Source organism: Pseudonocardia sp. P-1 (assembly GCF_058111925.1).
In genome coordinates, this window is record NZ_CM176614.1 from 1,846,411 (window position 1) to 1,870,466 (window position 24,056).

Annotated in this window: 18 protein-coding genes; 14 read left to right on the forward strand and 4 right to left on the reverse strand. The window is 76.1% G+C overall.

Going from position 1 to position 24,056, the window contains the following annotated elements:
- Window positions 1-8 precede the first annotated feature (8 nt).
- Window positions 9-1,445: an MFS transporter gene (locus AC0GKK_RS08845; protein WP_489883571.1), complete on the forward strand. Its 1,437-nt coding sequence runs from the start codon at window positions 9-11 to the stop codon at window positions 1,443-1,445.
- Between the two features lie 56 nt (window positions 1,446-1,501).
- Window positions 1,502-2,629, forward strand: a complete 1,128-nt coding sequence (locus tag AC0GKK_RS08850; protein ID WP_489883572.1) for a GGDEF domain-containing protein — start codon at window positions 1,502-1,504, stop codon at window positions 2,627-2,629.
- 10 nt (window positions 2,630-2,639) lie between these two features.
- Here AC0GKK_RS08850 and AC0GKK_RS08855 read toward each other — a convergent pair whose 3' ends face one another.
- Entirely contained in the window at window positions 2,640-4,295 is a 1,656-nt protein-coding gene (locus AC0GKK_RS08855; RefSeq protein ID WP_489883573.1) for an FAD-dependent oxidoreductase, read from the reverse strand.
- A 165-nt stretch (window positions 4,296-4,460) separates the two neighbouring features.
- On the opposite strand from AC0GKK_RS08855, the gene AC0GKK_RS08860 reads away from it, so the two are divergent.
- Window positions 4,461-5,615 carry a DegT/DnrJ/EryC1/StrS family aminotransferase gene (locus AC0GKK_RS08860; RefSeq protein WP_251786806.1) on the forward strand — a complete coding sequence of 385 codons (1,155 nt, stop codon included), beginning with the start codon at window positions 4,461-4,463 and terminating at the stop codon, window positions 5,613-5,615.
- Window positions 5,616-5,640: 25 nt separating this feature from the next.
- On the opposite strand, the gene AC0GKK_RS08865 is transcribed toward AC0GKK_RS08860, so the two are convergent.
- Window positions 5,641-6,300 carry a Dph6-related ATP pyrophosphatase gene (locus tag AC0GKK_RS08865; protein WP_489883999.1) on the reverse strand — a complete coding sequence of 220 codons (660 nt, stop codon included), beginning with the start codon at window positions 6,298-6,300 and terminating at the stop codon, window positions 5,641-5,643.
- A 124-nt stretch (window positions 6,301-6,424) separates the two neighbouring features.
- Between AC0GKK_RS08865 and AC0GKK_RS08870 the strand changes: the two genes are divergently transcribed.
- The 4 genes from AC0GKK_RS08870 to AC0GKK_RS08885 all read left to right on the forward strand — a co-directional run bounded on the left by AC0GKK_RS08870 (window position 6,425) and on the right by AC0GKK_RS08885 (window position 10,494).
- Window positions 6,425-7,024, forward strand: a complete 600-nt coding sequence (locus AC0GKK_RS08870) for a sigma-70 family RNA polymerase sigma factor (RefSeq protein ID WP_062404298.1) — start codon at window positions 6,425-6,427, stop codon at window positions 7,022-7,024.
- A 287-nt stretch (window positions 7,025-7,311) separates the two neighbouring features.
- On the forward strand, window positions 7,312-8,118 hold the full coding sequence (locus AC0GKK_RS08875) for a DUF5134 domain-containing protein (protein WP_489883574.1): 807 nt from the start codon (window positions 7,312-7,314) through the stop codon (window positions 8,116-8,118).
- A complete protein-coding gene (locus tag AC0GKK_RS08880) occupies window positions 8,115-9,521 on the forward strand; it encodes a PepSY-associated TM helix domain-containing protein (protein ID WP_489883575.1) in 1,407 nt (468 codons plus the stop codon). Before AC0GKK_RS08875 ends, AC0GKK_RS08880 begins: the two co-directional genes overlap by 4 nt.
- A gap of 79 nt (window positions 9,522-9,600) precedes the next feature.
- On the forward strand, window positions 9,601-10,494 hold the full coding sequence (locus AC0GKK_RS08885; RefSeq protein WP_489883576.1) for an oxidoreductase: 894 nt from the start codon (window positions 9,601-9,603) through the stop codon (window positions 10,492-10,494).
- Between the two features lie 54 nt (window positions 10,495-10,548).
- On the opposite strand, the gene mftD is transcribed toward AC0GKK_RS08885, so the two are convergent.
- Window positions 10,549-11,766, reverse strand: coding sequence for a pre-mycofactocin synthase MftD (gene mftD / locus AC0GKK_RS08890; protein WP_062400817.1), 1,218 nt, complete (start codon window positions 11,764-11,766; stop codon window positions 10,549-10,551).
- A gap of 585 nt (window positions 11,767-12,351) precedes the next feature.
- On the opposite strand from mftD, the gene AC0GKK_RS08895 reads away from it, so the two are divergent.
- The 7 genes from AC0GKK_RS08895 (at window position 12,352) to AC0GKK_RS08925 (ending at window position 22,198) form a co-directional block, all read left to right on the forward strand.
- The gene (locus AC0GKK_RS08895; RefSeq protein ID WP_476654822.1) at window positions 12,352-13,233 is read left to right on the forward strand and encodes a LytR/AlgR family response regulator transcription factor; all 882 of its coding nucleotides are present in this window, start codon (window positions 12,352-12,354) and stop codon (window positions 13,231-13,233) included.
- 104 nt (window positions 13,234-13,337) lie between these two features.
- Entirely contained in the window at window positions 13,338-14,336 is a 999-nt protein-coding gene (locus tag AC0GKK_RS08900; protein ID WP_489883577.1) for a hypothetical protein, read from the forward strand.
- Between the two features lie 1,604 nt (window positions 14,337-15,940).
- The gene (locus AC0GKK_RS08905; RefSeq protein ID WP_489883578.1) at window positions 15,941-17,506 is read left to right on the forward strand and encodes an LCP family protein; all 1,566 of its coding nucleotides are present in this window, start codon (window positions 15,941-15,943) and stop codon (window positions 17,504-17,506) included.
- A gap of 140 nt (window positions 17,507-17,646) precedes the next feature.
- Window positions 17,647-18,639, forward strand: coding sequence for an ABC transporter substrate-binding protein (locus AC0GKK_RS08910; RefSeq protein WP_489883579.1), 993 nt, complete (start codon window positions 17,647-17,649; stop codon window positions 18,637-18,639).
- 63 nt (window positions 18,640-18,702) lie between these two features.
- On the forward strand, window positions 18,703-19,704 hold the full coding sequence (locus AC0GKK_RS08915; RefSeq protein ID WP_489883580.1) for a FecCD family ABC transporter permease: 1,002 nt from the start codon (window positions 18,703-18,705) through the stop codon (window positions 19,702-19,704).
- Window positions 19,701-20,753: a FecCD family ABC transporter permease gene (locus AC0GKK_RS08920; RefSeq protein ID WP_489883581.1), complete on the forward strand. Its 1,053-nt coding sequence runs from the start codon at window positions 19,701-19,703 to the stop codon at window positions 20,751-20,753. The genes AC0GKK_RS08915 and AC0GKK_RS08920 overlap by 4 nt, the downstream gene beginning before the upstream one ends.
- Window positions 20,750-22,198, forward strand: coding sequence for an ATP-binding cassette domain-containing protein (locus tag AC0GKK_RS08925; protein WP_489883582.1), 1,449 nt, complete (start codon window positions 20,750-20,752; stop codon window positions 22,196-22,198). The genes AC0GKK_RS08920 and AC0GKK_RS08925 overlap by 4 nt, the downstream gene beginning before the upstream one ends.
- 19 nt (window positions 22,199-22,217) lie before the next feature.
- Here the strand turns inward: AC0GKK_RS08925 and AC0GKK_RS08930 are convergent, their stop codons facing one another.
- Entirely contained in the window at window positions 22,218-23,855 is a 1,638-nt protein-coding gene (locus tag AC0GKK_RS08930) for an asparagine synthase-related protein (protein ID WP_405418868.1), read from the reverse strand.
- Between the last annotated feature and the right edge of the window lie 201 nt (window positions 23,856-24,056).

The window sequence follows — 24,056 nt, forward strand, 5'->3', positions numbered from 1 at the left end:
CGCCGACCATGGACACCGGACTGCGCACCGGCACCGCGGCCGGCCGTTGGGTCATCACGGCCTGCGTGCTCGGCTCGGGCATGGCGATGCTCGACAACACCGTCGTCACGATCGCCCTGCCCCGCATCGCCGAGGACCTCGGCGCCGGATTCGCCGGTCTCCAGTGGACGGTCAACGGCTACACGCTGACCCTGGCCGGGCTGATCCTGCTCGGCGGCTCGCTGGGCGACCGGTTCGGCAGGCGGCGGATCTTCGTGACCGGGGCGGTCTGGTTCGCGCTGGCCTCGCTGCTGTGCGGGCTGGCGCCGAGCGTCGAGGTGCTCGCCGCGGCCCGGGCCCTGCAGGGGGTGGGCGGGGCGCTGCTGACCCCGGGCAGCCTGGCGCTGATCTCGGCGTCGTTCCACGGGGCGGACCGGGCGGCGGCGATCGGGGCCTGGTCCGGGCTCGGCGGGGTCGCGGGGGCGCTGGGCCCGTTCGTCGGCGGGACGCTCGTGGAGTGGTCGTGGCGGGCGGTGTTCCTGATCAACCTGCCGCTCGCGGCGGTCGTCGTCGCGGTGGCGGTGCGGCACGTGCCCGAGTCGCGTGACCCCGACGCCGCGCACCGGCTCGACGTCCCGGGCAGCGTGCTCGCGGTCGCCGGGCTGGCGTTGCTGACCTGGGCCGGGACGGCGGCCGGCGCCGGTGCATCGCCCGGGCTGCAGGTGTGGGGCGCGGGCCTCGCCGGAGTGGCGGCACTCGTGGCGTTCGCGCTGGTCGAACGGCGCAGCCGGTCCCCGCTGGTGCCACCGGAGCTGTTCACCGGCACCGGCGACGCCGGGGACGGGCGCCGGTTCACCGGCGCGAACGTCGTGACCGTCGCCGTCTATGCGGCGCTGGGGCTGCTGTTCGTGCTGCTCGCCGTGCAGCTGCAGATCGTGGCCGGGTTCTCCCCGTTGCTGGCGGGGACCGCGACCCTGCCGGTCACCGTGCTCATGCTGCTGCTGTCGGCCCGCGCCGGACGGCTCGCGACGCGCACGGGCCCGGCACCGCTGGTCACCGGCGGGCTGCTGCTGGCCGCGGCCGGGATGCTGCTGGCGTCGCGGATCGGGCCCGGCGCGACCTGGCTCACCGACGTGCTCCCGGCGACGGCGCTGGTCGGGCTGGGGCTGTCCGCGGCCGTCGCGCCGCTGACCACGGCGGTGCTCGACGCGGCAGCGGACCGGCACGCGGGCGTCGCGTCGGGGGTCAACAACGCGATCGCGCGGGCCGCGGGCCTGCTCGCGGTCGCGGCCGTACCCGCGATCGCGGGGATCCGCGGGGACGCCCCCGCCGACCCGGCGTCGTTCGGGCCGGGGTTCACGAGCGCCATGTGGATCGGATCATCACTCCTCGTGATCGGTGCGGTACTTGCCGCCGCACTGTTACGGGGAGGGGCCGAGACTCGCATCGCACAGGCAACCGCTTAACCGTTCACACACGTATAACTCTGTGACAAGCGTTACTGCAAATGAGTGAGGCGTGAGTGATCAGTGCCGGGGACTCCACACTCATGCCCGGCGTCGCGCACCGCCCCTCACGGACCGTCACGAAGCCGCTGCTCGACGCGCTCGCCCTGGCGATCGAGGAGTTCGCCCTCGCCCCGTCCCGGGACCGGCCGATGGCGGTCGTCGGGCTCGTCCAGCGGTCGGAGTACCTCCGGCCGGCACTCGGCGTCTGGGACCGGCTCGCCGCCGTCTGCGGGGACGGCGCCGTCGTCGCCACCGTCGGCGACGCCCCCGACGGGCTCCCCGACGGCCTCGGGCACGTCCGGCTCACCGACGGCGAGGACGCGGCCCGCGAGCGGAGCGTCACCGTCCTGACGCCGCGGTCCGGGGCGACCGTCGTCGCCCACGACCTGGAGGCCGTCGACGGGGCGGCGCGCTCACTGGAGCGGGGCAGGCTGTTCTCCGCCCGCTGGTCCTTCCGGCACGCCGACGCCCACTCCGAGCTGCTGCGGCTGCGTCACCAGCTCGGCGCGCGGCTCGGCTCGCGGCACACCGGCGGCCTCGACGAGGTGCTCTCCCGGGTCGTCCCCATCCCCGGCACGGCCACCGACCACCGTTACGACGCCGCCGCGGACACCCTCGCCCGTGAGCTGTCGCTGGAACGCCGCCGCGCCGACGCCGCGCAGACCCGGCTCGACGAGCTCGAACCCGGCGCCGAGCGCGACCCGCGCAGCGGGCTGCCGACCCGGGCGTTCCTGGACCGCTGGCTCGACGGGTCCGCGCCGGGCACCCTGCCGCTGGGCCTGGTGCTGCTGCGGGTGCAGGGGCTGGGGTCGATGACCCGGCGGCACGGGTTCCGTGCCGAGACCGCGGTGCTCCGCGGGATAGCCCGGCTGCTCACCGGGCAGGTCGGTTCCGCCGGGCGGCCGGTGCGCGTCGGGCGCGAGGAGTTCCTCCTCCTGCTGCCCGGCGCCGACGTCCGGTCCCTGGCCGCGGCCGCCCAGCGGCTCTGCGAGACCGTCGCCGGGCTGGCGGCGGTGTTCCCGTTCGTCCCGACGCCGTCGCACGCGGTGATCACCCGGACCCGGCACCGCCCACTTCCCCTCGAGGAGATGTGGGCGGCGCTCGACGACGCCGGGACCGGGGTCACGCTGCTGCGCGGCTGACCGCGCGGGCTCAGCCCCGGACGTCGGCCGCGATCAGCTCCGCGGTCCGGCAGGCCAGCGCGACCAGCGCCAGCGTCGGCCCGACCGCCCCGGCCGACGGGAACACCGCACTGGAGGCGATGTGCACGTTCGGCGTGCCGTGCACCCGGCACTCCGGGTCCACGACGCCGGTGCGCGGCGAGTCCGACATGCGCAGCAGCCCCATCTGGTGGGTGCCGTCGGTCATGTCCATGTCGTGCACGCGCTCCACGTCGGACAGGTCGACGTGGGCGAGCCCGGTCCGCTCCAGCTCCTTGCCGATCAGGGACAGCGACGTCACGATCGCCTCCCGGTCACCGGCGGAGACCCGGTAGTCGACCCGCAGCCGGTGCTGGCCCAGCGCGTCGCGCTCGCGGTCGAGCGTGACCCGGTTCGCCGGGTCGGGGGTCTGCTCGGCGTCGAACCGCAGCCGGCAGTGCGCGGAGTCCAGCGGCATGAACGACGGCACCCGCCGCTCCCCGGTGATCCGCGGACGGGCCCACCCGCGGGCGAAGCGTGCCACCCGCAGCGGGTCGGCGGCGACGTTGCGCACGTGGTGGCCGATGTCGGTGGTGTGGCTGTACTGGGCGTGCGTCCCGGCGGCCTTGAACCCGGTGCGGAGCTTGCCCAGGCCCCAGTAGGTCAGCGCGAACGTCGACAGCAGCGCGTCGCCGTGCTCGGCGTCCTTCGGGTCGGCGAACCACAGCGCTGCCTTCAGGTTGCCCAGCCGGTGGTCGGCCTGGACCTGCGGGGACAGCGAGAGCATCCGGCGGGCGTAGACGCCGTCGTCGGTGGGCAGGTAGCCCAGGCCCAGCGTGCGCCCGGCCGTGGTCAGCCGCAGCCGCCCGACCTCGCCCACCGGGTGGGTCATGTAGTGCCGCCCGACCTGGCCGTACTCGTCGCCGATCCCGGCTCCGGTCCCGGTGCCGCCGTAGCCGTCGGAGGCGAGCAGGATCCGGACCGACTCCAGGCCCCCCGCCGCGACGACGAAGTGCCGCGCCCGGATCCGGATGTCGCATCCCGGCCGCGGGACGACGACGGCCTCGGTCGCGGTGCCCGACACCGGGTCGCGCTCCAGACGGGCGACGGTGGCGTGCAGGAACAGCCGGATCCGCCCCGCCTTCGCCATGTTCTCCACGGTCGGTGCGAACGACGTCGGCGGGCTCCAGCGCCACAGGTCGTCCCAGCGCAGGGTGTCGCTGTGGATCCCGGCTGGGGCAGCCGGGAAGCCCGACTCCGGGGCCGAGTACTCGCAGGCGCCGGCGTCGAGGTGCCGCTGGGCGGCTGGGTACCAGGCGCGCAGCTCCTCGTGCCGGATCGGCCACGCGGCACCGGGCATCCACTCGCGGTCGGAGAAGTCGACGTCGTCGAGCGGGGCGCAGCGCCCGCCCCACACCAGGGAGGTGCCGCCGAGGCGTTTCTGCCGGACGGCGTCGACCGGGTCGTGCTTGCCCCGCCCGGTGATGCCCCGGTAGGTGTCGCGGGCGGTGCGGCTCAGACCCGGGCCGCCACCCTCCAGGACGACGACGCGCAGGCCGCGGTCGGCCAGCTCGGTCGCGGCCGCGGCCCCGGCCGGACCGCTGCCGATCACGCAGACCTCGGCCTCGAAGATGGAGCCGGGGAGCGCGCGCCGGGTGTCGATGAGCATGGAGGGCGGTTCCTTCCGAACGTGGTGCGGTACTGCCACCGATGGTGCCCCGGCTCGGCTGTGAGGACGCTGTGGCTGCTCCCAGCCTCCCGTCGCCGGGGGCGTGCCGACCCGCCCGGTACCGTCGTGTCCGGTTCACACGGTTCGCATCCGGAGGAGCACGGTATGGGACTCGCCGCCATGGCGACGACCGCACGGGGGATGGCCGCGACGGTCCGGGTCCTCGGGCGCGGGGAGCTGGGCCGCTTCACCGGCGGCGACCGCTCGGAGGTCGCACGGTTCGAGTCCGAGCTCGCCGGATTCCTCGGGACCCCGCACGCACTGGCCGTCAACAGCGGCACCAGCGCCCTGGTCGCGGCACTCGTCGGTGCCGGGGTCGGCCCCGGTGACGAGGTGCTCGTCCCCGCCTACACCTGGGTGTCGACGGCCGCCGCGGCACTCGCCGTCGGCGCCGTGCCGGTCCTGGTCGAGGTCGACGACTCGCTCACGATGGACCCGGCCGACCTCAAGGACCGGATCACCCCGCGCAGCCGGGCGGTGCTGCCGGTGCACATGCTCAACCACGTCGCCGACATGGACGCGATCATGGACGTCGCGGCCGCCCACGACCTCGTCGTGATCGAGGACGCCTGCCAGGCCATCGGCGTCACGTACCGGGGGCGCCCGGCCGGGTCGATCGGCCACGCCGGCGCCTTCAGCTTCAACCAGCACAAGAACATCCGCTCCGGCGAGGGCGGCGCCCTGGTCACCCGGGACCCGAAGCTGTTCGAGCGGGCGTCGATGTACCACGACGTGGGCAGCTACGAACGCGCCGGATTCGCCGGGGCCGACGCGGACCTGATCGTCGGGGTCAACCTGCGGATGCCCGAGCTGTCCGCGGCGGTGCTGCGTCCGCAGCTGGCCGGCCTGCGTGCGCAGATCGCGCGGCGCGGGCGGCACCGCGACATCATGCTGTCGGCGCTGTCGGACCGGATCGGGCGCGACCTGGAGCCGGTGCCGCACCACGACCCGGCGCACGCCGCCGGGCTGGCGCTGGCCTTCCCGTCCCCCGAGGCGGCGGCGGAGTTCGGCACCCGCCGCGGGGTGCACCGGCTCATCGACACCGGCCGGCACGTGTACACGAACTGGCGCTCGCTGCGGGCCCGCAACCCGCTGCACCCCGGGTTCGACCCGTACGCGGCGAACGGCACCGAGATCGACCACGGCCCCGGCGCCTGCCCGCGCACCCTGGAGATCCTGGCCCGGACCTGCGTGGTCGACCTCGCCCCCGAGCTGCCGACGCCGGCGTTCCGGCTGCTCGCCTCCCGCACCGCGGGCTGAGCCGCCCGGCGGCCCCGGCCCGGTCTCAGCGGGCCGGGGCCAGCACGGCCTGCACGTGGCCGTCGCGGGCGACGGTGCCGGTGACCGCGACCGGCACGTCGTGGGCGAACCCCGGCCCGCCGGTGACGAAGGTGTGGAACTCGCCGTTCTCCCCGCACGGGTCCACCCCCGGTGGCAGCGCGGCCAGGAACTCCGCGTCGAACGCGGCCCCGGCGAGCCGCGCGGGGACCCGGCCCGGGTCGACGGCGACGACGACCGCCCGCAGCCCGGCGTCGAGCATCCCGGCGGCCAGCGCACCGGTCGCCCCGCCCCACAGCGGGAACACCCCGGTGACCTCGGTGCCGTCGAGGACCTCCTCGCGGAAGGCACGGACGTCGGCCAGCGCCAGGTCGCCGTGCACCAGGCCCGTGACACCGGACGCGGCGGCCGGCGCGAGCGCGGCCCGCAGCCGGGCCCGGTACTCGCCGTCGGGGCACGACGGCGGCAGCTCCACCCGGTGCAGCGGCAGGCCCAGCGCGTCGGCCTGGGCGGCGACGAGCGCGGCCCCCACGCCGTGCACCGCGATCTCCGCGCCACCGGGCCCTGCCGTGACGGTGCTGAGCAGCCCGGTCACCCGCGCTCCGGCCCGCCGCGCGGCGGCCAGCGCCGTCGCCGCGTCCTTGCCTCCGGACCAGCTGACCCACATGTCGGACACCCTGCGACGGTAGCGTCCGGACAGCATCGATCCGGTCACACACCGTGCTCCCACGGAGCGGACGGTGACCGGGCCGGGCTTCTGCCCCGCACGGCCGACGGCTACCGTGACCGGCGTGCCCGAACGCCACGACGACGCCACCGTGACGGCGTGGGCGTTGGCCGCGGGTGCCGGTGACACCGCCGCGCTCGCGGAGTTCGTGCGGGCGACCCAGGTCGACGTCCACCGCTTCCTCGTCCACCTCGCCGGCCGCGACGACGCCGAGGACCTCGCCCAGGAGACGTTCCTGCGGGCCCTGCGGTCGCTGCCCTCGTTCGCGGGCCGCTCCACCGCCCGCACCTGGCTGCTGTCGGTCGCCCGCCGGGTCGCCGTCGACGCGGTGCGCACCGCGGTCCGCCGTCCCCGCGTGCGGGACCTGGGCGAGGACACCCAGGAGGTGCTGGAGCGCGCGGTGCCGCGCACCGGCGCGCAGGAGGCCGTCCTGCTGCGGACACTGGTCGACGCACTGCCCGACGACCGCCGTGAGGCGTTCGTCCTGACCCAGGTCCTGGACCTGGGCTACGCCGAGGCCGCACAGGTCTGCGGCTGCCCGGTCGGCACCATCCGGTCCCGGGTCGCCCGGGCCCGCGAGGACCTGCTGCGCGCGCTCGGCGAGGACGGGACCGGGACCGCCGGGGCGCCCGCGTCCGGCGTCCGTCGCGCCGCCCGCCCCTGAGACCGCGCCGCACCCGGCGCGCCCCGGGCCGCCGCCCCGACCACAGCGGCATCCGACCACGGACGCCCCGGTCGCTGCACCCGCCCGCCGCGGCACCCGGCCGCCGCGGCACCCGGCCGCCGCGGCATCCGTGCCTCTGCGCCACCCGGCCACCGCGGTCCGACGGTCACGACGGGAGTGACCGGCGTCGCACCCACCGGACCGGTACGGGCGGGAACCGGACGGGCCCCGCCGGCGACCACTTCCGGCGTGCGCCCCCGCACCTCCCCCGCCCCCGAGGAGTACCTGTGATCTCGTCGTTGCCGCTGGCCTGGGCCCTGACGGCGGTGTTCGCCGCCACCGGGTTCTACGCGCTGGCCCGCTGGGCCACCGCGGTCTCGGAGCGCCGCTCCGCCGCGCACCGCACCGCGGAGCTCGCGCACCTGCTGATGAGCGCGGCGATGGTCGTCATGACCTGGACCTGGTACGGCAGCGCGGGGCTGTGGACCCAGATCGTCCTGTTCGGAGTGCTGGGTGTGTTCTTCCTGGTCACCGCGTCACGCGGGGTGCCCTGCGGACCCTCGGGGCGGGTCGCGGGTGCGGCGCACGCACTGATGGCCGCGGCGATGGTCTGGATGCTGGCCGCGATGCCGCTGATCATGGCCTCACCGCCGGAGGCCGCGGGCGGCGGCGGTGCCCACGCCCACCACGGCGGCGACACCATGGACATGTCCGGGGCGGCCCATGCCGCAGGCCCGGCCGGATGGGCGGTCGCGGTGACCGTGGCGCTGTGCGCGGTGCTGCTGGCCGCCGCCGGGTACTGGGGTGCCCGCGCGCTGAGCCACGACCGCGACGCCGGGGACCCGCTGACCCCCGACGACGCGGCAACGGCCGCCGAGGCGACCGACCGGGCCGCCTGCGACTGCGCCGACCCCACGGCGGCCGCGCAGCCGGCGCCGGACGGGGCGGCCGGGGCGACCACCGCGCTCGCCGAGCGGGTCGGGACGCCCGCGCGACCCGCGGGGCGGCTGGGCGCGCGCTCGGACGCCGCCTGCCACGCCGCGATGAGCGTCGGCATGGTCGTCATGCTCGCGGCGATGGTGGCGGGCTGGTGAGCACCGGCCTCGACACCCGGCCCGGGGCGCCCGTCCCGCCGCCGGAGCGGCCCCCGCTGTTCCGGGGCCTGAAGGGGCTCGTCACCCGGATCCACTTCTACGCGGGCCTGTTCGTCGGCCCGTTCCTGCTGGTCGCGGCGCTCACGGGACTGCTCTACACGCTGTCGCCACCGATCGAGCGCTGGATGTACGCCGATGCGCTGACCGCCCCGGTCAGTGGCCCGGAGCTCCCGCTGTCCCGTCAGGTCGAGGCGGCCGTCGCGACCCAGCCCGGCCTGCCCGTCACCGAGATCCGGCCGTCGCGCGAGCCCGGCGCGACGACCCGGGTGTCCTTCGACGCCGACCTGCCCGAGAGCTACAGCCGCACCGTGTTCGTCGACCCGTACACCGCGCAGGTGCGGGCCACCCTCGACACCTACGCCGAGTGGCTCCCCGCCCGCGGTGTGATCGACAACCTGCACCGCTCACTGCTGCTGGGAGCCCCCGGGCAGGTCTACACCGAGCTCGCGGCGTCCTGGCTGGCCGTGCTCACCCTGTCCGGCCTCGTGGTGCAGGTGACCCGCCGGGTACGACGACGCCGGGAGCGGCTGCTGCCGCGGACCGGCGGGTCGTCGCGGTCGCGGCTGCGGTCCTGGCACGGCGCGGTGGGCGTCTGGGCCTCGGTCGGCTTCCTGTTCCTCGCCGCGACCGGCCTGACCTGGTCGCAGTTCGCCGGGGCCAACGTGGGCGCACTGCGCACCGCCCTGGACTGGACGACGCCGTCGGTCAGCAGCACGCTGCCCGCCGCCGGTGGCGACGCGGCCGCGCCCGTGACGGGCACCGCGACCGCACCGGTGGCCCCGCGGGCGGTCCCGGCCGTCGCCCAGCGGGTCCTGGACGCCGCGCGCGCCGACGGCCTCTCCGGACCGGTCGAGCTCACCCCGGGCGAGCCCGGGGAGGCCTGGACGGTCCAGCAGACCGTGCGCAGCTGGCCGTCGCAGCAGGACTCCGTCGCCGTGGACCCGGCGACCGGGACGATCACCGACCGGCTCGCCTTCGCGGACTGGCCGGTCGCGGCGAAGCTCGCCCGCTGGGGCATCGACGCGCACATGGGCCTGCTGTTCGGCACCGTCAACCTGGTCGCGCTCGCCGCACTCGCGTCAGCCGTGGTCGTGCTGGTCGTGTGGGGCTACCGGATGTGGTGGCTGCGCAGGCCGACCCGGCCGGACGGGTCGCGCGGACCCGCCGGGCCGCCGGGGTCCCGGGAGCGGCCCTCCCCCGCCGCGGTGGCGCTGGTCGGGCTGGCCGCGGTGGCGGCCGGGCTGGTGCTGCCGGTGCTGGGGGTCTCGCTGATCCTGTTCCTGCTCGTCGACGCCCTGGTCGCGGCCCGGCGGGACCGGACGGCGGCCGAGCCCGCGGGCTGACCCGTCCGGGGCGCCGGCGGGTGGGCACCGGCCCGAGCGGGTAGACCTGGACACCCGTTCCCCGTGAAGGAGTCACCCCGTGTTCCGGACCTCACCCGCCCCCTGGACGACGGCGGACATCCCGCCCCAGCAGGGCAGGACCGTGATCGTCACCGGCGCCACCAGCGGCCTCGGGCTGGAGACCACCCGGGCCCTGGTGCACGCCGGTGCGCGTGTCGTGCTGGCCGTACGGGACACCGTCCGCGGCGAGGAGATCGCCTCCGAGCTCGGTGGCGCGGTGTCGGTGCGCCGCCTCGACCTGGCCGACCTCACCTCGGTCCGCGAGTTCGCCGCCGGGTTCGAGGGCACCGCCGACGTCCTGGTCAACAACGCCGGGCTGATGGCGGTGCCGTTCTCCCGCACCGCGGACGGATTCGAGACCCAGCTCGGGGTCAACTTCCTCGGCCACTTCGCGCTGACCGGGCTGCTGGCCGACCGGATCACCGAACGCGTCGTGACACTGTCCAGCCTCGCCCACCGGATGGGCCGGATCGGCATCGATGACCTGAACTTCGAGCGCCGCCGCTACGAGCGCTGGACCGCCTACGGCCAGTCCAAGCTCGCCTGCCTGATGTTCGCCTACGAGCTGGAGCACCGGTTCGTGGCCGCCGGGTCGCGGCTGCGGTCGATGGCCGCCCACCCGGGCCTGTCCTCCACCAACCTCCAGGGGCGCACCGAGTCCTTCCAGGACACGATCATGTCGGTGTTCACCCCGCTGGTCGCCCAGCCGGCGCCGATGGGCGCGCTGCCGACACTGTTCGCGGCGACCGTGCCGGATCTGCCGGGCGGTGCCTACATCGGACCCGACGGGATCGGCGAGGCCCGCGGCAACCCGCGGCCGGTCGGGTCCACGGCGGCCTCGCACGACCGCCGGATGCAGCGGGCGCTCTGGGAGCGCGCCGAGGAGCTGACCCGGGTCACGTACCCGCTGTGAGCAGGCGGTGGGGCGGGGGCCCGGTCGCGCCGGGCCCCCGCACCACCGGGTGTCTCAGAGCTTCGAGACGCGGGTGAAGTTCTCCGGGACGATCAGGTCGTCGCGGGAGAGCTCGTGGATCGACTTCTTGCCCAGGCCCAGCAGCGCCTCGTCGATCCCCTTGTAGAGGATCGACAGGACGTTGGTGACCCCGCGCTCGCCCTGCGCGGCCATCCCCCACAGGTAGGCGCGGCCGATCAGGACCGCGCGGGCACCGAGCGCGAGCGCCTTGACGACGTCGGCGCCGCGTCGGATGCCGCCGTCCATCACGACCTCGACCTGGTCACCGACGGCGTCGACGATCGCGGGCAGCGCCCGGATCGCGGCCGGGGTGCCGTCGAGGTTGTTGCCGCCGTGGTTGGACACCGAGACCGCGGTGGCGCCCGCGTCGACGGCGCGACGGGCGTCGTCGGGGTGCATGATGCCCTTGATCATGAACGGGCCGCCCCACTTCTCGCGGAGCCAGGCGATGTCGTCCCAGGTCGGCAGCGGGGTGGTCCACCAGACGCCGTAGGCGCCGAAGAAGGTGGGGGCGTCGCCGCCGCCGGGGGGCGCCATGTTCGGGGCCTTGAGGTCCGGGATCCTCCCGGACTTCGCCCAGTCCAGCACGTAGCGCGGCTTGGTGATCATCTCGGGCGCGAACTGCAGCGCGGCCTTGACGTCGACCTTCTCGGGGATGGGCGGGCTGCCCCAGTCGCGGCGGGTGGCGAAGGTCCAGTCCAGGGTCACGATGAGGCCCTTGGCGCCCGCCCGCTTCGCACGCAGGGCGCGCTCGAGGATGTCCTCCTTCGACCCGGCCCAGTAGACCTGGAAGAAGACCTTGTCGTGGACCGCGCAGACGTCCTCGACCGAGCGGGACGCGAACGACGACAGGCCCATCGCCGTCGACACGGTCTGCTCGGGGTTCAGCGGGTTCTGGATGTTGGAGCTGTGCGCGGCGCGCGCGACCGCGACCTCGCCCTCGGGGTCGACGGCCTGCACACCGGTCGGGGAGATCATGACCGGGAAGTCGATGTCGACGCCCATCACCGAGGTCTTCTGCTCCCGCTGCGGCGGCAGCCCCGCGATGTGCGGGCGGAAACCGAGCTCGTCGAAGGCGGCGACGTTGTCCGCCAGCGTGATCCCCTGCTCCGCGCCGGCGACCAGCGCGTAGTAGACCGACTTCGGCAGGCGCTTGCGCGCCCGTCGCTGCGCCTCCGCGACCGTCTCGAACCAGTCCTTCGTGCTCGCCATGCCTGCCCCTTCGCAGTCGGAGGTGTGCGCCCGGCCACCGTCGGTCGCGGCCGGTCCGACACGCCGACCGCGTACGAGACGGTCCCACGTGGCGGGTCTCACGGCACGGTAGCGTTTCGGCACCGAGTGCCACAATGACACCCGCCCGCAGCCCGTCCGATCGGCGGGGGAACGACCCTCCGCCCGACCAGCCACGACGCCGTCCCAGGCCCCGAGGACGGACCGCGTCCACGACCGGCTGCCACGACTCGTGACGCTCCGCTGTCACGCCCACTCCGAAGGCCCACCCCGGATCGTGTGGGACGGGAGGCCGGACCGGCCGTCGGTGACGCTCCGCTGTCTCGATACGGTGTGCCCGCAGTCACCGGTCAGCGGGCGGTGTGCCCGCGGCAAGGAGGAGCCGTGTACAGCCACGCGCGGGGTGGGCACGCTTCGGGCGCGACGCCCGCCGGCCCGGTCGGCCACGTGCTGCAGCCCGGGTACGGCGCCGCGAGCAACCACCGGCCCATCGGGGTCCCGGGACAGCTCCGCGCCCCGGAGCCGCCGCAACCACCGCCTGCCGCCCCGGCGGGGACACGGCTCACCGTGCTCGCCGTCGACGACGAGGAACCGGCCCTGCTCGAGCTGGCGCACCTGCTCGGCGAGGACCAGCGGGTCGCGACCGTGCTGACCGCGCCGGACGCCACCGAGGCGCTGCGCATCCTGCACGGCTCGCAGGCCGACGCGAGCACCCCGACCGTCGACGTCGTGTTCCTCGACATCCGGATGCCCGGCCTCGACGGCCTGGAGCTCGCCCGGGTACTGAACGCGATGGCCGACCCGCCGCCGGTGGTGTTCGTGACCGCCCACGACGACCGCGCCGTCGACGCCTACGAGGTCGGCGCCGTCGACTACCTGCTCAAGCCGCTGCGCACCGAGCGCCTGTCCGGCTCGCTGGACCGCACCATGGCGCTGCGCGCCGCCCGCCGGGCCGCCCCCGGCCCACCCCCGGCGCCGCCGCGCCACGGCGTCGAGCAGGGCGGCAGGCCCGATCCCGCGGCCGCCCGCCGGGGTGCCCCCGCCGCGACCACCGACGACGAGGTGGTGCCGGTCGAGCTGGCCGGCACCACGAAACTCGTCCCCCGCTCCTCGATCCGGTTCGTCGAGGCCCAGGGCGACTACGCCCGGCTGCACACCAGCGAGGGCAGCCACCTGGTCCGGATACCGGTCTCGGTGCTGGAGGACCGCTGGGGCGAGGCCGGGTTCGTGCGGATCCACCGCGCCTACCTGGTGTCGCTGCCGCTCATCACCGAGCTGCGCATGTCCGGGTCGGGGTACGTGGTCCGCCTCGGCAACGGGCCGGGGGCGGTCGAGCTGCCCGTCAGCAGGCGGCACACCGCGGGCCTCAAGCGGATCCTGCGGGGACGTCCACCGCGTCCGCAGCGCGGGCCCGAGGACGGCCCGGACGGGCCCGTCGTCCCGCGCTGACCCGGGTCGGCCGACCGCGGCGGGCCACGGCCCGTCGCGTGGCCGACACGCCCGGTCACCTTCGGTTCTGCCGTGCGCGATCCTGTCGCCTAGCCTGGTGACCGGTGTCCATCTCGGGTGAGTCCTCGCACGTCCTGTCCGTCACCAACCGTCGTCGCCGCGCGCGTCCGCCTGCGCTGCTCGTGGCGCTGCTGACCGCGTGCGCACTGGTCGCGGGCTGCTCCGCGAGCGCCGCCGCCCCGGCTCTGGCCGCCCCACCGTCCCCCGCGCAACCGGCGCCCACCTCCGCCGCGCCCGCGGTGCCGGAGCTTCCCGGGGGTGGCACCGAGGTCTTCCCGGGCCGCCGGATGGCAGCGCTCTACGGCCACCCGGGCACCCCGTCGATGGGTGTCCTCGGCGAGCAGGACCTGCCGCGCTCGATCGCCCGCGCGAAGGACCTCGCCGCCGACTTCCAGCCGCTCGTGCGCGAGCCCGTCGTGCCGGCGTTCGAGATCATCACGACGGTCGCCGACCGCGCCCCCGGCCCGGACGGCGGCTACTCGGCGGAGATGAGCGTCGACGAGCTGCGACCGTGGGTCGAGCAGGCCGGGAAGGCCGGCGTCTACGTGGTGCTGGACCTGCAGCCCGGGACCACCGATTTCCTGACCCAGGCCAAGCGCTACGCCGAGCTGCTCGCGCAGCCGCACGTCGGGCTCGCGCTCGACCCCGAGTGGCGGCTGGAGCCGGGCCGGCGCCACGGCGTGCAGGTCGGCTCGGTGACCGCGGCCGAGATCAACCGGACCTCGGAGTGGCTGGCCGGGCTGGTGCGCGCGAAGAAGCTGCCGCAGAAGGTGTTCCTCATCCACCAGTTCCGGGTCTCGATGATCTCCGACCGGCAGACCGTGGTCACCTCCCACCGCGAGCTCGCAACCGTGCTGCACGCCGACGGCTACGGCACCCGCCAGGAGAAGACCGAGACCTGGAACGCACTGCACGCCGCACCCCGTCCGCCGGGTCTGTGGTGGGGCTGGAAGAACTTCATCGACGAGGACGAGCCGACCTTCACCCCGCGCGAGACCTACGCCGTCCGGCCCGAGTCGCCCGTCTTCGTGTCCTACCAGTGACGGGTATGTCCGCCCTGCCCGGCGCCACCCACCGGGGTGGGTGGCCGCTCACCGAGATCGTGATCACGGCAAGTACCCTCACCGGGACCCGAGCGCCGTCGTCGCCGCCGGGTGCGCAGGCACGTGCCGCGGCTCCTCCGCGCGGCACGGCCACCCCGCCCGTGCCGACCAGTGAAGGGGGTGCTCCGGGTGGACGAACGACCGCAGGAGGGCTCCCGCCCGACCGGTCCGGACCGGCCACGACGACCCGGCCCTCCCGAGCGCGCCCGCCGCGACGACCGCCCGCACCTGCGGGACGAGGCCCGTCGCGGTACCCCGCCCCGGGACCTCGGTGAGACCCCGCCGCCGAACGACCGTCGCGACACCCCGCCGCCCACCCGTGGCGGTGCCACACCACCGCCCGGCCCCGCCGGGCCCCCGGCCCCGCAGTCCGGCAGGCCCGGTGACCGCAGGCCCCCGCAGTCCGGCAGGCCTCCCCAGGAGCAGCCGTCGGGCCCCCGGCGACGACCCGGTCCGCCCGCCCCCGGTACGCCACGGCCGCCCGCCGGTGACCCGCGCCCCGGAACCGGCCCCGCGGCGCGTCCCGGTGGCAGGCCCCCGGCCCGCCGGACGGTGCCGGGCGGCCCGCCGAGGACGAGTCCTGGCTCCCCCGACGCGAGCGCGAGGCCCGGGCCGCGGCCCGGCGGGCTGCTGCCTGGTCGTCCCGCCCGACCCGGGAGGAGACCCCGGGCCGTGGTGGGCACAGCGACAGCAGGCCCACCGACATCCGTTCCATCCGCGCGACCCGTCGTGGCATCGGTGACACCGTGAAGGTCCCCGGCCGACCGGACACCGCCGCGGAGCACCGGCGGCACCGCGCCTCCGAGCCCGACGCCCCGCCGGAGGAGCGTGACCGCGCGGCCCGGCTCAGCGGCGAGCTGCCGATCGTCCCGCGCCGGCCCGGTGGCCCGGTCTCCGGTGACGCAGTGCCCGGCGCCGCCGGTGCGTCCGCGCACACGGGTTCGCGTCCGGACGCACCGTCGCGCCCCGGGGGCCCCGCGGTCCCGAGCGGTCCGGGTCGGTCGCGTCCGGGCCAGGCGGGCCCGGGGCCGCTGCCGCCGGGTGGCGCCCGGCGCCCCGGTGAGGCCCGTCCCGGTGCTCCCGACCCGCGGTCCGGCGGCCGGCCCGACAGTGGCCCGCAGGCCGTACCGGGCCGTTCCACCGCGACCGGGCAGCCCGGCGGCGCCACCGCGCCCCCCTCCGGTGCGCGGTCGTCCGGCACCGCCCGCCCGGACGGCGCCCCCGGTCGGTCCGACACCGGCAGACCGGACGGCCCGCAGGGACGCCCCGCCGACACACGCCCGGCAGGTCCGGGCGGATCCGCGCCGGAGGCCCCGCGCGACACCGCGCGTTCCGCTCCCCCGCGACCGCCGCACACCGGTCTCGCCGCCGGTGCCGCGGCAGGCACCGCCGCAGCAGGCTCGGCGGCGGGAGGCTCCGCAGCGACGGTCCGGGACGGCCGCGGCGACGCGCGCGAGGGGAACACCGCGCTGTCCCCGACCGCCGGCGGGTCGGCCGCACCCGACCCCGCGCGGCGCACCCTCGCCGCCGCGCTCGGACTCACCGTGGCGTCCACCGTGGTGCCCGGCAGCGGACACCTCGCGCTGCGCCGCCGTCGTACCGGTGGGCTGATCCTCGGCACAGTGGTCGCGATCGTCGTCGGGCTGGCGGCGGTGGTACTCCTGGCCCGGCGCTCGACGCTGCTCCAGAACCTGCTGTCGACGACCACGCTGACCGTCATCGCGGTGGCGCTGGTGGTCGCCGGGATCGCCTGGATCGCCCAGGTCGCGCGGACCTACGCACTGGCCCGGCCGCGCGGGATGCCGCTCGGCCGGAAGATCCTCGGCACCGGGACCGCGGCCCTGCTGTGCCTCACCGTCGCCGTGCCCTTCGGCTACGGCGTCGAGCTGATGAACTCCCAGCGCGGGCTGCTGAACTCGCTGTTCCAGGGCGGCGGGACCTCGGCGGCCGAGGCGCTGGGCAAGCCCCGGCTGAACGTGCTGCTGCTGGGCAGCGACGCCGGCGACGACCGGACCGGTACCCGTACCGACACCATGATGGTCGCCAGCATCGACACCCGTTCCGGCCGGACGACGCTGTTCAGCCTGCCCCGCAACATCCAGCGGGCCGAGTTCCCGCCGGGCAGCCCGGCCGCGGAGGAGTTCCCGGACGGCTTCCACGACCCGTCGCAGCCGTTGTCGGGCGACTACCTGCTCAACGCCGTCTACGCCTATGCCGAGCAGCACCCGGAGATCGCGCCGTCGGGACCGACGTCGTCGCCGGGCATCAACCTGCTCCAGTCCTCGATCGCGTACATGACCGGCCTGCCGCTGGACTACTACCTCGAGGTCAACATGGCCGGGTTCTCCTCGATGATCGACGCCGTCGGCGGGGTCACCGTGAACGTCGGGCCCGAGCCGATCCCGGTCGGTGGCGTCACCGCGTTCGGCAGGCACGTCACCCCGGACCGCTACATCAGCCCCGGGGTGCAGACCCTGGGCGGCGAGGACGCGCTGTGGTTCGCGCGCTCCCGCCGGGACGGCACCGACTACCAGCGGATGGGCCGCCAGCGCTGCCTGATCCAGGCGGTCATCTCGCAGACGACCGCGACCGAGCTGATCTCCCGGTTCCAGAGCATCGCCGCGGTGACCCGGGACAACGTCGCCACCGACATGCCCCAGCAGGTGCTGCCCGCGCTGGCCGTCCTGGCCGACGAGGGGTTCCGGCTGGAGAGCGTCGCGTTCGACCCGTCGCTGCCGGACCCGAACTCCTCGACGGGCTACTTCGTCACCGCCGACCCCGACGTCTCCTACATGCGCGAGGTCGTCCGCAACGCCATCGCCGACCCGGCCCCGGAGCCGGCGCCCGGGAGCGCCCCGGCGCCCGCAGCCCCGACGACGCAGCCGTCCCCGAGCACGGAGTCGTCGCGGTCGTCCTCGGCGAGCGCGTCGCCGACCCCCGACCCGGCCGCGGCGCTGCCGCAGTCGGTCGAGGAGTCCTGCGCGGCGACGGGCGCGGCCGACGTCCCCGCCGGGGGCGAGCCCGGCACGTCGCAGGACCCGTCCGCGACCGGTTCGACCGGGGTCTCCGGCTCCGATCAGGTCGACGGCCTCCGTCCCGACCAGAACTGAGCGCTCCGCACCCGGGCCCGCCGTACCGGGGGCCGTGCGGCGCCAGTTGTGGCGCAGACGGCTGCGGTCCGCTCTTCCGTTCGCCGCACCCGGGATGGTGAAGTAAGGGTCACCTGTTCAGTGGAAAGGCGGCCCTTACCGTGCGTCGAACGCTCCCCCTGTTCGCCGGTCTGCTCACCGTGGTGATGGTGCTGGCCGGATGCGGCTCACCGGCGCCCGCGCCGGCGACGGCTCGGTCCGGGGACGGCGCGTTCCCGGTGACGATCCCGACCGCGTTCGGCGACGTCACCGTCCCCGAGCAGCCCCGCCGGGTCGTCGCCCTCGGGTGGAGCGACGCCGAGACCGCACTGGCCCTGGGCGTCGAGCCGGTCGGGGCCGCGGACTGGCTGGCCGTCGGCGGCGACGGCCTCGGACCGTGGGTGCAGGCCCGCTACACCACCCCGCCGCAGATCCTCGGCACGCTCGAGGTCGACCTGGAGGCCGTCGCCGCGCTGGACCCGGACCTCGTCCTGGACACCCGGGCATCCGGCGCACGCGACCGCCACGACCGGCTGACCCAGCTCGGCGTCCCGGTGGTCGGCATCCCCGCCGGCGCGGAGAACTACAAGACGACCTGGCGCGACCAGCTCCGCACGGTTGGCGCCGCCCTGGGGAAGCCGCAGGAGGCGGCGCGCGCGCAGGCCGACCTGGAGCAGCGCTTCGCCGACGCCCGGGCACAGCACCCGCAGCTGCAGGGCGCCACCGTCGTGTCCGGGGCCCGCAACACCCTCGGCGAGTACGCCGCCTACACCGGTGACTCCGGGCGCCTGGCGTTCCTCCAGGAGCTGGGCATGGTCAACGCCCCGCAGATCGCGTCGCAGCGCACCGACGGCTTCTCCGTCCCGATCTCGCGGGAGCGGATGAATCTCCTCGACGCCGACGTCACCGTCATGCAGGCGATCTCGAAGGACACCTCGGCCATCGCGGGCGACCCGCTGTGGAAGGCCGTGCCGTCGGTCGCCGCCGGTCGCGGTGTGCTGCTGTCGGACCGCGACGTCTCCCAGGCGTTCTCCAGCGCCTCGGTCGACGGCTGGCGCTACGCCCTCGACCGCACCGTGGCCCCGCTCGCGGACGCGGCGGCGAAGGCGCGGTGACCGCCCCGGCGACCACCGCCCCCGTCCCGCCCCCGTCCCGCCCCGCCGGGCGCACCGGCGACGGTGCGGCGCCGGCGGTGGCCCGCCGCGGCCGGGCTGGCCGCCGCGCTGCTGGCCGTGGCCGCGCTCGGCCTGCTGGTCGGCGCCCGGCCGCTCGCGCCGGGGTTCGTGCTGGACGTGCTCACCGGCGCCGTCGACCGGTCCTCGCCGGACGCGCTCGTCGTCACCGAGGTGCGGCTGCCGCGCACGGTGCTGGCGGTCCTCGCCGGGGCCGCGCTCGGCGTGGCCGGGGTGCTCGCGCAGGGCATGACGCGCAACCCGATCGCCGAGCCCGGCATCCTCGGGCTCAACACCGGCGCCGCGCTCGCCGTCGTGCTCGGGATCGCGCTGCTCGGCGTCGACACCCTCACCGGCTACGTCTGGTTCGGCTTCGCCGGGGCGGCGGTGGCGGCCGTCGTCGTCGCGGGGGTGGCCGGGATCGGCCGGCGCGGCAGCGTCTCCCCCGCCACGCTGGCCCTGGCGGGCGCCGCGCTCGCCGCAGGCCTGCAGTCGATCACCACCCTGTTCCTGCTCACCGACCCCCAGGCCTTCGACGACTACCGGTTCTGGCAGGTCGGCTCGGTCGCCGGACGGGACCTGGGGATCGCGGCGCAGGCCGCGCCGTTCGTCGTCGCGGGGCTCGCGCTGGCCCTGACCTGCGGTCCGCGGCTCAACGCGCTGGCGCTGGGCGACGACGTCGCCCGGTCGTTCGGCCGCGCGGTCGGGACCGACCGCGCCGTGTGCGGGGTGGCCCTGGTCGTGCTGGCCGGGGCGGCGACCGCCGCCGCGGGACCGATCGCCTTCCTCGGGCTGGCCGTGCCGCACCTGGTGCGACGCCTCGCCGGGACCGACCACCGGGTGGTGCTGCCGCTGGCGGCGCTCGCCGGGCCCGTCCTGCTGCTGGCCGCGGACGTCCTCGGGCGGGTCGTCACCCCGCCCGGCGAGGTCCAGGCCGGGGTGGTGACGGCCGTGGTCGGCGCCCCGCTGTTCGTCGCGCTGGTCCGGCGGCGGAGATTCCTGCGATGAGCACCGGGACCGTCCCCGTCGGGGATCCCACCGCGGTGCTGCGCCGGATCCGGGCCCGATCCCGGCGCCGTCGTACGACGGCCGGGCTCGCCGTCACCGTCGCCGCGCTCGCCGCGTTCGTCGCCTCCCTCTCGGTGGGTGCGCAGGGCCTCGGTCCCGGCGACGTGCTGGCCGCGCTGACCGGGCTCGGCACGCCGCGCACCGAGCTGGTGGTGCTGCGGCTGCGGATGCCGCGGGCGCTGACCGCGTTGCTGGTCGGCGCGGCGCTCGGCCTGGCCGGGGCGCTGGTCCAGCGGGTGCTGCGCAACACCCTGGCCAGCCCGGACGTGATCGGTGTGGGTGCCGGTGCGGCCGTCGGTGCGGTCACCGCCTCGGTCGTGCTCGGCCTGTCCGCCACCGGGACCTCGGCCGGCGCGGTCCTCGGCGCCGTCGCGGCGGCGCTGCTCATCACCGTCCTGGCCCGCCGCGACGGCCTCGGCGGCACCCGCTTCGTGCTGGTCGGGGTCGGGATCGGGTCGGCGGCGATGGCCGTCGTGTCCTACCTGATGATCACCGCGTCGCTGACCACGGCACAGCAGACGCTGGTCTGGCTGACCGGCAGCGTCACCGAGACCGGCTGGTCCACCGCGGTCTCGCTGGCGCTCGCCTGCGCCGTGCTCGTCCCGGCCGGGCTGCTGCTGGCCCGCGCGTTGCCCCGCCTGGAGCTCGGCGACGACACCGCGACCGCGCTCGGGCTGCCCGTCGGCCGGGCCCGGGCCGCGCTGCTGGCGGTGGCCGTCCTGCTGGTCGCCGCCGCGGTCGCCGCGGCCGGGCCGGTCTCGTTCGTCGCGCTCGTCAGCGGGCCGCTCGCCGCGCGGCTCGCCGGCCCCGGGCGGGCGTCGCTGCCGCACGCCGCCGGGATCGGGGCCGCACTGGTACTGCTCGCCGACGTCGTCGCCCGCACCCTGATCGCCGAGGTCGCGATGCCCGCGGGCGTCGTCACCGGCGCGATCGGCGCCCCCTACCTGCTGTGGCTGCTCGCCCGCTCCCGGACCGGAGGAACCCCGTGACCACGCCCGCCACCGCCCCCGCCGGGCCCGCGTTGGACGCCGAGGACCTGGTCCTGCGCTACGACGAGCGCGTCGTCGTCGACGGCCTGACCGTGCACGTCCCGCCCGGCCGGATCACCGTGATCGTCGGTCCGAACGCCTGCGGCAAGTCCACGCTGCTGCGTGGGCTGGGCCGGATCGTCGCCCCGGCCGCCGGGACCGTGCGTCTCGACGGCACCGACGTCCGGACGCTGCCCGGCCGCGAGCTGGCCCGGCGGCTCGAGCTGCTCCCCCAGTCCCCGACCGCCCCGGACGGCATCACCGTCGCCGACCTGGTGGAACGCGGCCGGTCGCCGCACCAGGGCTGGTTCGGCGGCCGCGGCGACGCCGATGACGCCGCCGTCGCCGACGCGATGCGCGCGACCGGGGTGCTGGAGCTGGCCGACCGGCCGGTCGACGAGCTGTCCGGCGGTCAGCGGCAGCGCGTGTGGATCGCGATGGTGCTGGCCCAGGACACCGGGGCGCTGCTGCTCGACGAGCCGACCACGTTCCTGGACCTGCCGCACGCGGTCGAGGTGCTGGACCTGCTCGTCGACCGGAACCGGGTGCGGGGCAGCACGGTCGTCGTCGTCCTGCACGACCTGAACCTGGCCTGCCGCTACGCCGACCACCTGATCGCGATGGCCGACGGCGCGATCGTCGCGCAGGGCCCGCCCGCGACGACGATGACCGCAGACCTGGTGCGCCGGGTGTTCGGGATGGAGTCGCGGGTGGTGCCCGACCCGGTCGCGGGCACCCCGATGGTCGTCCCGGCCGGCCGGCACCACCCGCTCGCCGCACCGGGCACCGGCGCGGCCGACGGTTCCGGGATCCGGACCGAGGAGGAGCTGCGCGCCGTCGTCGCGGAGCCGCACCCGCTGGTCGCGCACAAGTCCACCGACCGGGTCGACGAGGTCGCCGCCCGGTTCGTCGCCGCGTCGCCGCTGGTCTTCCTGGGCACCACCGCCCCCGACGGCACCGTGACGGTGACCCCGCGCGGCGACGCGCCCGGCTCCGTGCGGGTCCTCGACGGCGGTCGCCGCCTCGCCGTCCCGGAACGACCGGGCAACCGCCGCGTCGACAGCATGCGCAACCTGCTCGCCCGCGACGGCGTCGGCCTGACGTTCTGCGTGCCGCGCTCGGCCCACGTGCTGCGCGTGCACGGCCGGGCCCGGGTCACCCGGGACCCCGGGGTGCTGGCGTTGTGGGGCCCGTCCGACGCCGACGCCCGGGGCCCGGCGGCCCACCGGCCACCGCCGCTGGCGCTGCTGGTCGACGTGCACGACGCCTACGTGCACTGCGGCCGGGCGCTGACCGCGGCCGGCCTGTGGGACCCCGACAGCTGGGGCGACGGCGACGACACCCCCGGCCTGAAGGAGCTCGCCGACGCGTCCCGCGCCGACCGGGCGGCCCGGGCCCGGGGCTGACCCGGGGCCGACCTGCGGCTCAGGCCGTCGCGAACGCCCCGAGCACGTGGTCCGGCCGGATCCCGTCGAAGTGGGAGCGCCAGATCCCGTGGTAGAGGACCTCCTCCTCGCTGCGCAGCGGCCAGGAGTCGGACGGGTGCTCGGGCACCCCGTCGGTCACCCCGGTGTCGGCCGCGGCGGCGGCCTTGCGGGCGGCCAGCTCGGCGAGCACGGTGCCGGCGCCGGAGCCGTCGCCGAACTGCTCCTTGCCGCGCCACAGCAGGTCCTCGGGCAGCCAGCCCTCGAACGCCTCGCGCAGGATCGCCTTCTCGGGGCGGCCGTCCGGGCACTGCTTCCACTCCGGCGGCAGCGCCAGCGCGGCCCGGACCAGGCCGGAGTCCAGGAACGGCTCGCGGGCCTCCAGGCCGAAGTACATGGTGGTGCGGTCGCAGCGCTGCAGGTTGAGGTGGTGCAGCTGCTCCAGCGAGCGGACCAGCTCGGCCTGCAGGGTGTCCGGGTCGGCGTACTCGGGGCCGTGGATGTAAGAGTACCCGGCGAACAGCTCGTCGGCGCCCTCCCCGGTGAGCACGACCTTGACCTTCTTCGCCGCCTCGCGGGCGAGGATCAGGTTGGGCACCGCGCTGCGGACCAGGGCCGGGTCGTAGTGCTCGATGACCTCGACGGCGTGGTCGAGGGCCTCGGCGATGTCCTCGGGGGTCACCAGGATCTCGTGGTGGTCCGACCCGATGTGCGCGGCGACCTTGCGGGCCGCGATCAGGTCACCGGACTCGGCGGTCCCGACGGCGAAGGTGGGCAGCTGCTCGCCACGGGCCCGGGCCTCCTGCGCGGCGACGGCCGCGACCAGCGCCGAGTCCAGGCCACCGGACAGGAACACGCCGACCCCGACGTCGGACATCATCCGGCGACGGACCGCGGACACCACGGCCTCGCGCACCCGGGACAGGTCCGCGTCGTCCCAGCCGGGGCGGATCGCGCGGCGTGCCGGGCGGACCTCGACCGGCACGGCGTCGGCGAACCGCACCAGCCCCGACGACGGGCTCCACAGGCAGCCGGGCGGGAACGAGCGCACGTGCGGGCGGTCCTCGGGGTCGAACGCGCGGAGCTCGCTGGCGAACAGCACCGTCTCCGACGGGTCCGGCGCGGTGTACGGGACGGCCCCGGCCGCACCGCCGCCGTCACGGAGCTCTGCCGGCGGCACCCAGTACAACGGCTTCACGCCGAACGGATCCCGGGCGACGAGCCCGGCGCCGTCGGTGCGCCCCATGGCGACGGCGAACATGCCGTTCAGGGAGGCGACCGCGGCCTGGCCGTCCCACATCACCGCGTGCAGCGCGGCCTCGGTGTCGGACTTGGTGCGCACCGTGCCGTCCGGGAACGCCTTGGCGATGCGCTCGTGGTTGTAGATCTCGCCGTTGCCGACGATCCACGCGGTGCGGGCGACGTCGGACATCGGCTGGTGCCCACCGCTGACGTCCATGATCGACAGGCGCTGATGGCCGAGCCAGGTGTTCCCCACGACCTGCACGCCGGTGTCGTCGGGGCCGCGGTGCGCCACCCGGGCGAGCATCCGCTCGTACTTCCCGGGGTCGGCGGGCTCACCGCCCGGCCACGCCGTGGGTCCACCGAACGCAGCCACGATCCCGCACATGGGCTCCATCGTCGCACGGTCGTGCGCACCCGCATCCCGGCTTCCGCTCCCCCACCGTGTGAGTTCGGACTCTGAAAGGCGTTTCCGGAGCGATCCGAATTGCCCCGGCGGCCGTGGGTTCGTACGGTCGGAGACCGGCCAGGACGGCCGCCGTCCACCGCCGACACCAGGACTCAGGGTCCGGAGGCGGGGACCGACACCGGCCATCGA